Annotated in this window: 10 protein-coding genes and 1 tRNA gene; 6 read left to right on the top strand and 5 right to left on the bottom strand. The window is 30.8% G+C overall.

Going from position 1 to position 12,122, the window contains the following annotated elements; all coding sequences use genetic code 11:
- Positions 1 to 24: 24 nt before the first annotated feature.
- The 3 genes from ppk1 to UCYN_RS01645 form a co-directional block, all read right to left on the bottom strand.
- Complete coding sequence (gene ppk1 / locus UCYN_RS01655) at positions 25 to 2,184, bottom strand: polyphosphate kinase 1 (protein ID WP_012953759.1); 2,160 nt, start codon at positions 2,182 to 2,184, stop codon at positions 25 to 27.
- 357 nt (positions 2,185 to 2,541) lie between these two features.
- Positions 2,542 to 3,276, bottom strand: coding sequence for a peptidylprolyl isomerase (locus UCYN_RS01650; RefSeq protein WP_012953758.1), 735 nt, complete (start codon positions 3,274 to 3,276; stop codon positions 2,542 to 2,544).
- Positions 3,277 to 3,352: 76 nt separating this feature from the next.
- Complete coding sequence (locus UCYN_RS01645) at positions 3,353 to 3,904, bottom strand: photosystem I assembly protein Ycf4 (RefSeq protein ID WP_012953757.1); 552 nt, start codon at positions 3,902 to 3,904, stop codon at positions 3,353 to 3,355.
- A gap of 391 nt (positions 3,905 to 4,295) precedes the next feature.
- On the opposite strand from UCYN_RS01645, the gene gorA reads away from it, so the two are divergent.
- The 5 genes from gorA (at position 4,296) to UCYN_RS01620 (ending at position 8,096) form a co-directional block, all read left to right on the top strand.
- Complete coding sequence (gorA, locus tag UCYN_RS01640) at positions 4,296 to 5,648, top strand: glutathione-disulfide reductase (protein ID WP_012953756.1); 1,353 nt, start codon at positions 4,296 to 4,298, stop codon at positions 5,646 to 5,648.
- A 100-nt stretch (positions 5,649 to 5,748) separates the two neighbouring features.
- Positions 5,749 to 6,564, top strand: coding sequence for a septum site-determining protein MinC (gene minC / locus UCYN_RS01635; RefSeq protein WP_012953755.1), 816 nt, complete (start codon positions 5,749 to 5,751; stop codon positions 6,562 to 6,564).
- 37 nt (positions 6,565 to 6,601) lie between these two features.
- Positions 6,602 to 7,399 carry a septum site-determining protein MinD gene (gene minD, locus UCYN_RS01630; protein WP_012953754.1) on the top strand — a complete coding sequence of 266 codons (798 nt, stop codon included), beginning with the start codon at positions 6,602 to 6,604 and terminating at the stop codon, positions 7,397 to 7,399.
- 30 nt (positions 7,400 to 7,429) lie between these two features.
- Positions 7,430 to 7,711 (top strand): cell division topological specificity factor MinE, encoded by a 282-nt coding sequence (minE, locus tag UCYN_RS01625; protein WP_201763751.1) that lies wholly within the window; start codon positions 7,430 to 7,432, stop codon positions 7,709 to 7,711.
- Between the two features lie 312 nt (positions 7,712 to 8,023).
- Positions 8,024 to 8,096: transfer RNA gene (locus UCYN_RS01620), tRNA-Thr, on the top strand.
- A gap of 225 nt (positions 8,097 to 8,321) precedes the next feature.
- Here the strand turns inward: UCYN_RS01620 and UCYN_RS01615 are convergent.
- Both UCYN_RS01615 and UCYN_RS01610 read right to left on the bottom strand, forming a co-directional pair.
- On the bottom strand, positions 8,322 to 9,947 hold the full coding sequence (locus UCYN_RS01615) for an ABC transporter ATP-binding protein (RefSeq protein WP_012953752.1): 1,626 nt from the start codon (positions 9,945 to 9,947) through the stop codon (positions 8,322 to 8,324).
- A 164-nt stretch (positions 9,948 to 10,111) separates the two neighbouring features.
- The gene (locus UCYN_RS01610; RefSeq protein ID WP_012953751.1) at positions 10,112 to 10,657 is read right to left on the bottom strand and encodes a YqeG family HAD IIIA-type phosphatase; all 546 of its coding nucleotides are present in this window, start codon (positions 10,655 to 10,657) and stop codon (positions 10,112 to 10,114) included.
- Between the two features lie 653 nt (positions 10,658 to 11,310).
- Here UCYN_RS01610 and UCYN_RS01605 point away from each other — a divergent pair.
- Complete coding sequence (locus UCYN_RS01605) at positions 11,311 to 12,063, top strand: hypothetical protein (RefSeq protein ID WP_012953750.1); 753 nt, start codon at positions 11,311 to 11,313, stop codon at positions 12,061 to 12,063.
- The last annotated feature ends 59 nt before the right edge of the window (positions 12,064 to 12,122 follow it).

Below are 12,122 nucleotides of genomic sequence, written 5' to 3'. Positions count from 1 at the left end.
CAAAGATCACTCGCATTAATAAGTTTAGAGTATAGACTTTAATGCCATTTCCATGAATATTTTTTGAGAGTTTTTTTCATACTGATTACTCATGGGGAAACGTCTTATATAATTACCGTTAGAAGACAATTGCCAAGCTTGAGAATTATCTTCCAATGTTATTCTCAATATTTCCTCTAATTTATAGGAAATGTTAGGATCGTTAACAAGAGTGATAGCTTCGACACGGCGAACAAAATTACGTGTCATCCAGTCTGCACTGCCAATATAAACTTCTTTCTTACCACCATTGTATAAATAAAAAATTCGTGAATGTTCTAAAAAACGTCCTATTACACTAATAACTCTAATATTATTACTGATTCCCTTAATTCCAGGTCTAAGGCAACAAATTCCTCTGATAATTAAATCAATTTTAACTCCAACTTGAGAAGCTAAATAGAGAGCTTCAATAATTTTTGGATCTACTAATGAATTCATTTTTGCAACTATATGGCCTTTACCTCCTTTTCGACAATGAGTAATTTCTCTATTAATCATTGATAATATACGATCACGCATATTAACTGGAGCTACTAGCAATTTGCGATAAAGTTTTTGACAAGAATAGCCTGTTAAAAAATTAAATAAATCTGTTAGATCTGCTCCTAATTCTTCACGACAACTAAACAATCCTACGTCTGTATATAAATTAGCTGTTTTGGAATTATAGTTTCCCGTGCCTATATGAACATAACGGCGAATTTTTTCTCCTTCTTTTCGAACAATTAAGACAATTTTAGTATGCGTCTTTAATCCTGCTAAACCATAAACCACATGGACTCCCGACTGTTCAAGTTGGCGAGCCCAAATAATATTATTCTCTTCATCAAATCTGGCTTTTAATTCTATTAAAGTAACTACTTGTTTATCATTAGCAGCTGCTGCAATTAATGCTTCAATAATAGGAGAATCCCCTGAAGTTCGATATAGAGTCATTTTAATAGTCAAAACACTAGGATCATAAGCAGCTTGGGCGATAAATTGTTCTACAGAAGCACTAAAAGATTGATAAGGATGATGAACTAGAATATCTGATTGGCGAATTAAAGAAAAAATATCTTTTTCGTTAGACTCAATTTTTTGATTATTGCTGCTAGTGATTTTCTTGATTTTATTTAAATCTTTTGGAACTATAGAACTCCAACTTTCATACTTTAGTTTTGGATAAGGAAGAGATAAAAAATACAATAAATCTTTTAAACCTAATAGTCCTTGAATATCATATACGTCTATTTCCTCTAGCTCTAAATCTTCAACTAATTGCTGTCTAATTAATGTAGGAGTCGAAGCATGAACTTCTAGACGTACTGCTGATCTGCCTATATTACGCTTCCTTAACTCTTGTTCAATAGCTAATAATAAATCATCTGCTTCATCTTCTTCAACTGATAAATCAGCATTTCTAGTTACTCGGAAGGGGTAACATTCCTGTACTATCATTCCAGAAAATAAAGCTTCAATGTTATGAGCAATGACTTGTTCTAATGGTATACCCTGCCAAACTATAGATTTATTATTTGTTTGACTGTAAAGTCTTTGAGGAAGAGCTACAAAGCGTGGTAATACACTAGGAACTTTGACTCTTGCAAAATGCTCCTCTTTCGTTTCAGGGTTACATATTACAACACCTAAATTCAGACTTAAGTTAGAGATATAAGGGAAGGGGTGTGACTTATCAACTACTAAAGGAGTTAAAACTGGAAAAATATTTTCATCAAAGTATTGATGAAGATATGTACGTTGCTTTTGATCAAGGTCTATATAGTTTACTAAGTGGATTCCCTGAACAGCTAAAAGATTCCTTAAAGTGTATTCAAAAAGATAGTCTTGTTCTTTAATTAGAAAATGAAGACGCTCACTTATAGCTACTAGTTGTTCTAAAGGAGTACATCCATCAAAAGTTAACTTAGTAACCCCAGCTTGAATTTGCTGCTTTAATCCTGCTATACGCACCATGAAAAATTCATCAAGATTAGAACTGAAAATAGCAGTAAATTTAAGCCTTTCTAATAAAGGTGTACGAGTGTCTAAAGCTTCATTTAGAACACGATAATTAAACTCTAACCAACTTAGTTCACGATTGAGATAATATTTACTATCTTTAAGACTAATTGTTAAATCAACAGATTCCTTCTGTATCATAACTAAAGGGGATTACAATATAGCGTGGATTGAATTTGAGAAATAATAAACGATAAAAAATATCAGTAGTACCAACTTATACTTAAAATTTTTTAATAATGTTGAATACTAAAAAATATAATTATAAGTATTACAATAATTTTTGAAATTATAAAAATACACTACCATGAGAGTGTAAAATACCTAATAATCTACATTAAATATTAATAACTTCTCTTAAGTCAAAGCATGAAGATGATTTAGCTTTTTATTTCAATTATTCAACTTATAGTTAAGCTTTGAATATCTTATCTAGATATTGACTATTAAGAAAAATTTCTTAACTTAATAATGTTGCCATTACATCGTAAGCAGAACTTATTTTTTAAAGTTTTCTAGACCAGAAATTACGTGCATAGAACTTATTCGATCACCTTCTTTAATATTGTCAACTATTTTCATCCCTTCGATTACTGTACCAAAGACAGCATAATCTCCATTTAGAAAATCTAAATCTGATAAAGCTACATAAAATTGAGAAGATGCAGAATCAGGCATTGCCGAACGAGCCATAGCTACTGAACCCCTTTTATGCTTTAAGACTACTGACTTTGGAGATGCCGATCCTTGAATTCCTAAAGATTGGTTGTAAATAGGCTTTTCGTCATTTTCTAGTTTAATTTCTAAAGGAATATATCTTCTTTGCTTAGTTTTTGGATCTACGAAACCTCCCATCCCTGTTCCATCGGGATCACCACCTTGAGCAACAAAGGGCGTAGGATCTTTAATTACACGATGAAACACTAAACCATTATAAAAACCACGTTCTACTAAATCTATAAAATTTCCTGCTGTAATTGGAGCTTCTCGGCCGTTAATCTCAATAATTATAGAAGAGTCATTAATACTCATTTCAACAACTGCAGTACTATCAAGTCTAGGTGTATAGTTATTCACATCTATTTGATGCATTTGTTGAGTACTATTAATTTCTCTTTTAGAATCTGAACTATTGAATTTACTTGATATTTCGCTACATCCTGTAAGTACAAGACTGCTAATAAAAATTATATTTAAAAAAGTCCTTAAGTAATTTTTTCTCGTTTTTATCATATGATTTTTCGAATATCAAAGTGTTTAAAAATTTCTGACAGAGAGAGCAAATAAAAACTTTTTTAAGATCAAATAATCAAATCCCTTCAAGAGGAACTGATAAAAAACTTGCTAACTCTGCTGCTTGGTTTTCTAGATCAGAAAGAGACATGGGTTCTCCAATGCGAGTTAAAGGAATATCTCGTTTGTTTTTAACTCTGAGATACAACTTTCGTTTGGCGTTTATTCCATCTCGAATCTCTGCTCTGATTGCTTTTACATCTTCTAGTGGACAAGTAAATTCGATACGACGATTTTTACCAAGAAAACCCCAACGAAAAATAGTTGCTATATTAGTTTTCTTATTAAATTCATTGTAACCACTACCAATATTTAAAACGATCATAAACCATTGATATAAGGAAAGTAGAGAACCTATTATTCCATAAAATATCAAAGTAATACCCTGGGGAATAAATTGAAGAGATGATGTGTCACTAACAACTAATAGGTTTATACCTAGATAGCTAGAAAGTCCGGCTAAAAGAAAACCTATACCACCTGTTATGGTTACTACTGCCCAAAAAAAGTTACTTAAACGGCGAGAGCCAAGAACGTTTTGATAGAAAATAAGTTTATCGCTTACCATGTCAATTTTTAATGAAATTAACAGTATAACTTACGATCATAAGATGCGCTATTTATCTTTTATATTAGTTTTTTAAAAAATACAACTTTGTGTATTAGAGTTCATACTTGCGAACCTTGTGAAATAATTTATAGTGATATTTGTCATATAATTATTAATATTCAAAAATAATATTAGTATTTTTTTAAGTTAAGGAAAATCTTATTGCTCAATATTAATCAAAACTTTGTTTTTTATTGGTGTAATAGTTTTTCTTTTTTCAAGTTTTATCAGAAGGATGTAACTATGTATAAATAAATTGTTAGAAATCTTCCCTACAGAGGATAAAATAAATAAGAAATAATATTAAAAAATTTTAGGCATCCTACTGTTTTGGGAGATGAATATCACTATGAAATATGATTTTGACTTATTCGTTATTGGTGCAGGTTCAGGAGGTATAGCAACTGCCAGAAGAGCTGCTGGATATGGAGCGAGAGTTGGTTTAGCAGAATATGATCGTTTAGGCGGAACATGCGTGAATCGTGGATGTATTCCAAAAAAATTAATGGTTTATACTTCACATTTTCCTGAGTCGTTTGTAGAATCCCAGGGATATGGATGGAGTAATGTGTCTAGCGTTTTAGATTGGCCAAAAATGATTACATCTATCCAAAATGAGACCAAAAGATTAAACGGTATCTATCAGAAGATGTTAGACACTTCAAAAGTTAAAATTTTTCAAGGTCGTGGAAAATTCATTGATAATCACACTATAGAAGTAGGGAAAGATAAGGTTACTGCTGATAAAATTTTAATTGCTGTTGGTGGATATCCTGTGAAACCTAACATACCAGGTATTGAACATACCATTACTTCTGATGATATTTTTAATCTTCCTAAACAACCTAAGCGTATTGTTATTTGGGGTGGTGGTTATATAGGTGTAGAGTTTGCTTGCATTATGCGTGGCTTGGGATCAGAAGTAATTCAAATCATTAGACGAGATAAAATACTACGAGGATTTGATGATGATCTTAGGTTAGCTATTCAACAATCTATGGAGAATAATAATATTCAAATTCTTAAAAACTCTGAAGTTACTAGTATAGAAAAAACACCTCAAGGCTTAAAAATTTCTACAAAAGGTAATAAAAACAATGAAATTGTTTTAGCAGATACTATCGGGTTAGCAGCAACTGGACGTAAGCCTAATTTAGATAACTTAGGGTTGGAAAACATTAATATTGAAATTAATAAAGGAGCTATTGTCGTTGATCAATACAATTGTACGAATCAACCCAATATCTATGCAGTAGGAGATTGTACTAATCGTATCAATTTGACCCCTGTTGCTATTAATGAAGGTAGATTGTTTGCAGATTCTCATTTTGGTAAAAGTACAAGAATCATGAATTATGAGAATGTTCCTTCTGCAATTTTCAGTAATCCGGAAGCTGCTACTGTTGGCCTAACAGAATTCGAAGCTAGTGAACAATATGGAGAAAATGGAATAAAAGTTTATAAAAGTCAATTCCGTCCAATGTATTATGTTTTACCAGAGAAAGAAGAAAAAACTTTAATGAAATTAATTGTTCATAAAGATAGCGATCGCGTAATAGGAGCCCATATGGTTGGTAATTATGCCTCCGAAATCATTCAAGGTATAGCTATTGCAATTAATGCAGGTGCCACTAAAGCAATTTTTGATGCGACAGTCGGAATCCACCCGACATCTGCCGAAGAATTTGTTACTATGCGTTAGTCTATAATCCAGATATGGTAATTGATTATTTAAAAAACATACATGATAAGCATCAGTTAATGATAAGCTGATGCTTATCATTTTTTAAAGAGTTGATTGTATGAGTTCTAAGAACATTACTTCTCAAACAAATACTGAACGATCTGGTAATACGACGTATTCTCAAGTTCATTTGCAAAGAGTAGGAGAAAAACTATATTTAACTTTACCGGATATTGAGCCTAATACCAAAGATAAAGATTGGATAGAACACTTGCAAGATCTTAAATGTTGTTTAAAGCATCATAAAGGAACTTGGAATTCTGGCACAGAAGTACATTTAATAACAAAGAATCGTTTACTCGATAGTCGGCAATTTAATAGCATAGGTAAAATACTAGATACTTTAGAACTACAACTAATATGTATTTGTACCAGTCGTCGTCAAACTGCCGTAACTGCTGCTACTATAGGTTATTCCGTTAAGCAGCAAGCTCTTGATAGACAAGATTGTTCTGTAGAGAATACTCAAAAAAGCGGGCTAAAGGAACCTCTATATTTGAAAACAACTATTCGCTCTGGTACAGTTATTCGTCATCCGGGAACAATTATTATTCAAGGAGATGTTAATCCAGGAGGAGAAATAATTGCTGATGGTGACATTATTATATGGGGATGTTTGCGAGGCATTGCTCACGCAGGCGCACAAGGAGATTCAGAATTTTGTGTTATGGCTCTCAAGATGCAACCTACACAACTCAGAATAGGCGTAGCTGTTGCTCGACCTCCTTCTGATACTCCAGATATACTAGAACCAGAAATAGCCTACTTAAGTAAAGAAGGTATACATTTAAAATCAGCTATTAATTTTAACAAAACTCATATTTTTACTAATAAAAAAGAAAAATGGACTGAAAAAAAATCCCTAGCCATGTAAAATAAATATTTCATACTATATAGTAGAGTTTTTAATCATGAGTCGTGTAATTGTAATTACTTCTGGAAAAGGAGGCGTTGGTAAAACTACTATTACCGCGAATTTAGGATCAGCAATAGCTTATCTAGGATTTAAAATTGTTTTAGTTGATGCAGATTTTGGTTTAAGAAATTTAGACTTACTTTTAGGATTAGAACAAAGAGTAGTTTATACTGCTGTTGATGTTTTAGCGGGACATTGCACTATTGATAAGGCATTAGTCAAAGATAAGCGTCAGCCTAATTTAATGTTGCTCCCAGCAGCTCAAAATCGTACCAAGGAGGCTATATGCCCTGATGATATGAAGAAGTTAGTAGCTGAACTAGATAAAAAATTTGATTTTATTCTTATTGATTGTCCAGCAGGTATTGAAATGGGTTTTCGAAATGCTATTACTCCTGCACATGAAGCCGTAATAGTTACCACTCCTGAAATGGCTGCAGTTCGTGACGCTGATAGAGTGGTAGGACTTTTAGAAAGTGAAGATATTCAAAAAATTCATTTAATAGTTAATCGAATTAAACCCAAAATGATTCAGTCTAATCAAATGATTGCAGTCGAAGATATTTTAGATTTACTGGTAGTTCCTCTATTAGGCATCGTACCAGATGATGAAAAAATAATTATTTCAACAAATAAAGGAGAACCTCTAGTACTAGAGGAAAATCATTCTTTACCTGCAACAGCTTTTGTTAATATTGCAGAACGATTAAATGGAAAAAGTATTCCTTTTCTCGACTTTATGGCAGTTGAAGAAAACTTGTTTAGTCGTTTAATTAGTTTTTTCAAAAAGTAAAAGTTTTATCATATTTAAATTATAGTCATGATTATTGATTTACTCGAAAAAATATTTCCTTGGAAAAGTTCTCTTAAAAGTGGAGATGATGCTAAACATCGTCTAAAATTTATTTTAGCTCATGATCGTGCTGATCTAAATCCAGAAATGGTAGAAGCTATGAGAGCCGATATACTAGCAGTAGTAAAACGTTATGTAGATATTGATTCTGAACAAATGGAATTCTCTTTAGAAAGCGATCAACGGATGACGGCATTAATAGCTAACCTTCCTATTCGTAGAGTAAAAAGAGATACTACAAAAGTCAGTTAAAAAATAAATGGTAAGAATTAATATACTTGAACTAATGTATAAAGCTATCTACTAGAAAAAAGGTACTTCTCTTGGTATTCCATCGTATTAAAAATAATTTTGGACTTTGAGTTCTTATCTATTGATATATAAGACATATATCAATAGATGCTTAGTACATAGCAATTGATTTTATCTATTCTAAATAATATTTTTTTATCAATGATTTTCAAATCTTTTATTTGAAATTTAAAAATTATATTATTCAAATAAATACCTATATTTCTTAGGTAACTTAACTTCTTGAATATGATATAGTGTTACATGGTTTAAGCCACGTTAGCTCAGTTGGTAGAGCACATCACTCGTAATGATGGGGCCGTCGGTTCAAATCCGATACGTGGCTTTCAAAATGTATTATGGTTACTTTGAAATAACATCTAAACCATGAAATCATTAAGATTGTGAAAAAGTGTAGTTTAAAATAAATTTAAAAAATTTAGCATTAAATAATAACAATCTACTTTGATCTAAAAATATTGTTAAGATACTGATTGCTTTTTTTATCATAAACAGCAACTATATGTTGCTTGGCAAGATCAATATTTTAAGTGCCAAAAGTCAATTATTTTTATAATGATAATAGAGGTATAGATTTTAAAAGTTTAACTGTATAAGGATGTACAGGACATGTGAAGATACTATTAGTGTCGTTTATTTCTACTATCTTACCTTGCTTCATGACAGCTATTTTATTACAAAAAGAACGAGCAACTAATAAATCATGTGTTATGAAAAGATATGTTAATTTGAACTCTTCTTTTAATTCAGACATCAAGTCAAGTATCTCTTCTTGAATACTGACATCAAGCATACTAACAGGTTCGTCGCAAATAACTAAACTAGGTTTTATGATAAGTGCTCTAGCAATAGCAACTCTTTGTTGCTGTCCTCCTGAAATTTCATTAGGATAACGATCATAGTAGTTACTTGCTAAGTTTAATTTTACCTTTTCGAGCATTTCATATGCCTTCTCTTTTGCTTCTTTGTTAGTTGCTAAACCATGGACAATTAAAGGCTCAGCGATACTTTCTCCAATTGTCATAAGAGGATTCAAAGAAGCTTGAGGATCTTGAAAAATCATTTGCAAATGACGTCGTTGGAAACGCATCTTTTTTCTAGATAGTTGTGTTAGATCTTGTCCTTGAAAGTTAATAGTTCCTGATGTGGCTTTTAATAGTTGTAATATGGTTCTGGACAAAGTACTTTTTCCACAGCCAGATTCTCCTATTAATCCTAAGGAATCTCCAGGAAAAATATCAAAGCTAATATTATCTACAGCTTTAATTATCTGTGTTTTTTTCAAAAAGAAACTTTGTTGGATAGTGAAGTATTGTTTTAAGTTTTCAATACTTAATAAAGGTTTTATTGATACTTTACTTTGTTTATCCACTTTTATGTTTGTATAGTCGTCTTGTTTTTGTGTACGTAAAGCTATACTTAACAGTGATTTTGTATAATGATGTTGAGGATAATTTAAAATATCTGGTATTTCCCCAATTTCTAATATTTCGCCTTGCTTCATAACTGCTAAACGATTGCAATACTTACCTACCATAGCTAAGTCATGAGAAATCATTAATAATCCCATATTTTGTTCTTTACATAAAGAAACTAATTCTTCTAATATTTCGTTAGCTACAGTAGCATCAAGAGCAGTAGTTGGTTCATCAGCAATTATAATTTTAGGTTTTAATAATAAAACCATAGCTATAGCTACTCTTTGCCTCATTCCTCCACTTAACTCATGAGGATATTGTTTCCAACAAAAATTAACTTTTACTTTTGCCAACATATCCATAGCAATTTTTTTTGCAGATCTGTAAGATAATTTATGATTATGGACTTGTAGCGTCTCAACACAATGTTCTCCAATAGTCATTATTGGATTAAAACGATTCATTGGATCTTGAAAAACCAGACCGACTAGTTCTCCTCTCAAATGCCTTAGCTGCTTATAATCTAAACTAAAAATTGATTGATTATTAAATTTTATAGAGCCTTCTATCGTAGTCATTTCTGGTAACAGATTCAACATAGCTTTTCCTACAGTTGATTTACCAGAACCAGACTCTCCTATCAATCCAATTCTTTCTCCTTCATACAGGTTAAAAGAGATACTGCTTACTGCCCGAGTATTATTATCAGGATACTTGATAGACAAATTTTCAATACAAAATAAAATATTATTATTCATTACTAAGCCAAAAATTTTATAAGGTTAATTATTAAGTTAAAAATAGTCTTAGATAATCTTATAGCTCCTTATTGAGGTGCAACCTGAGTGTATGACAAAAGAGTTTAAGATTTTTGAAATTAATCTCAAAAATTTGTTTCGTGTTTTAATAATTGATATTTTCTTTAATCTGTAATGTTTTTATTCTTTTTCACCAATTTATATTTTGAGGATGTAAGAGATACTCCCAATCTTTTTGATATCCAAATCTCTAAATCTTGAATAGGATGAGATTTAGAGATTTGGATAGGATTAACTAAAATGGTAAACATTCCTAAACGGTTTCCAGCTAAAACATCTGTAAATAATCGATCACCCACCATCGCGATTTGTGATACCGGCAGATCCATAGTACTAACAGCTTTACGAAGTTTTCTTCTAGAAGGTTTACCAGCTCCTGATAAATAGGGTAATTTTAATGTACTAGCTATATAACTAATGCGATTTCTACTAAGATTATTACTAACTAACCAAATAGGAGTTTTTGCTTTAATATTATCTATCCAATGTCTAAGTTCTTCTGAAACGAAGGATTTTGTGAGAGGAACCAAAGTTTCATCAACATCTAAAATTAATCCTTTAATTTCGTATTGATCAAGAATCTCCTGTGTTAAGTCAAGAACTGTGTCACCTAATACTAAGTCAGGCTGTAAAAGTTTTATCTTAAACATATATCAGCTAATAAATAATGAATTTAACGTAATGAACAATAATAGGTAGTTCAATTAGAAAACTGTATATACAAATTTTATATTAGACACTTTTTAAGATTTTTTGTATTAAATTTAAGATAACCTTATTACATATTTATTATAAATATCTAAATATTAGCTATAAAAGATATAATTATTCTAGAGACTAAGAGCAAAATTTTTTAAACTCTTATTTTTACTTAGCCTATAAATTAAATTAGCTCCTAAAAATTTTTAATAAAAATCATTACCCTAAAAAAATTGAAAATTATAGAGTTAATAAATCTTTTAAAATTTGCTTCCTGTACTATACTATATAACTTTAGTATTATTTAAATCATGGATACTATTTAATGAGAAAACTATTTAAATATATATTTATAACTAAGTAGATGCAACTGATTTTTGTAAAAGTGCTTATCTTATACTAGATATTTTCTGTTAATAAATCAAAAATTATTCTTATTAAACCTAAATGCATTCTTTAGTTAAAACACTTTTTTAAACGACTTGTGTAGAATAATTATGGCAAAGGCTATACTATAAAACCCCTAGACTTATTGTATCTAGGAGTTTATTATTTAGATAAATTTAGCTAGATAAATCACAAAAAACTATTGGGAAACGTAAAAATGTCCGTCCCTGAAGAACTTGTTACTGGGATCTTAAAACCTACTAAATCTAAAGAATCTTCAATTTCTGAACTTGAAGTCAAAGAAAATCCTATCCTTTTTCAAGCTATTGGAACCCTTAAAGGGAGGCCTGAACAAGATGAAGAAGGTCATTTTTTTATTCGTTTAGGAGAAAAATGTTATAAGTTATTTGTTACTGGCTATAAGTATCAAGCTTGGCTTAAGCAAATATCTTCTAATCCTGATCAAACTCTATTTTTGCGTGTTTATCCCAAGTTCTTGATGATACCTCGAAAAGAACCCCAAATTTATTTTCAAGTTGCTGCTTGGGAAGAGCAAAATTCTTGGGGAGAAGAGTCAGGAATGTTTAAATTCAGAGGGGTTTGGCAATTTGTTCCACAAATTAGAACTCCAGTTATTTCCGTATACCGAAACCAAAATGCTAATGATCCTAAGGGAAAATTCAAAGCATCTCATCTTCCAGTTTTGATGAGACGTCAAGATGAAGCAATACCTTTTAGATTTAATCCTAAAATATCAAAAGATAGTATGCCTTCTCGTTGGTTTATTCAAGGAATTTTTAAATTTATTCCTTCACGAAATTGTTGGGGATGGGATAAAGACCTTGAAGCACCAACACAAAAAATACCTCGTTATAAAAGGCCCATTAAATTAATTAATGATGAAAATCAGCATACAAAAGAAAATGCAAAATTAGATATTAAAACTGATAAAATTAAAAAATTAAATTAGTAAAATAATAATTTATAGTAGTTTAATTGTATTTTTAGCTGTTTCAGCATTATATGTAC

Origin of the sequence: Candidatus Atelocyanobacterium thalassa isolate ALOHA (assembly GCF_000025125.1) — a bacterium.
GTDB classification, from domain to species: Bacteria; Cyanobacteriota; Cyanobacteriia; order Cyanobacteriales; family Microcystaceae; genus Atelocyanobacterium; species Atelocyanobacterium thalassae.
The sequence above is the reverse complement of the archived record's forward strand: the minus strand, read 5'-3'. Positions and strand labels throughout refer to the sequence as shown.

Excerpts from the sequence above, each read along its gene's own strand:
- UCYN_RS01605 (WP_012953750.1), top strand. The coding sequence starts at position 11,311 with ATGTCCGTCCCTGAAGAACTTGTTACTGGGATCTTAAAACCTACTAAA.
- UCYN_RS01645 (WP_012953757.1), bottom strand. The coding sequence starts at position 3,904 with ATGGTAAGCGATAAACTTATTTTCTATCAAAACGTTCTTGGCTCTCGC.
- minD (WP_012953754.1), top strand. The coding sequence starts at position 6,602 with ATGAGTCGTGTAATTGTAATTACTTCTGGAAAAGGAGGCGTTGGTAAA.
- gorA (WP_012953756.1), top strand. The coding sequence starts at position 4,296 with ATGAAATATGATTTTGACTTATTCGTTATTGGTGCAGGTTCAGGAGGT.
- ppk1 (WP_012953759.1), bottom strand. The coding sequence starts at position 2,184 with ATGATACAGAAGGAATCTGTTGATTTAACAATTAGTCTTAAAGATAGT.
- UCYN_RS01610 (WP_012953751.1), bottom strand. The coding sequence starts at position 10,657 with ATGTTTAAGATAAAACTTTTACAGCCTGACTTAGTATTAGGTGACACA.
- UCYN_RS01615 (WP_012953752.1), bottom strand. The coding sequence starts at position 9,947 with ATGAATAATAATATTTTATTTTGTATTGAAAATTTGTCTATCAAGTAT.
- UCYN_RS01650 (WP_012953758.1), bottom strand. The coding sequence starts at position 3,276 with ATGATAAAAACGAGAAAAAATTACTTAAGGACTTTTTTAAATATAATT.
- minC (WP_012953755.1), top strand. The coding sequence starts at position 5,749 with ATGAGTTCTAAGAACATTACTTCTCAAACAAATACTGAACGATCTGGT.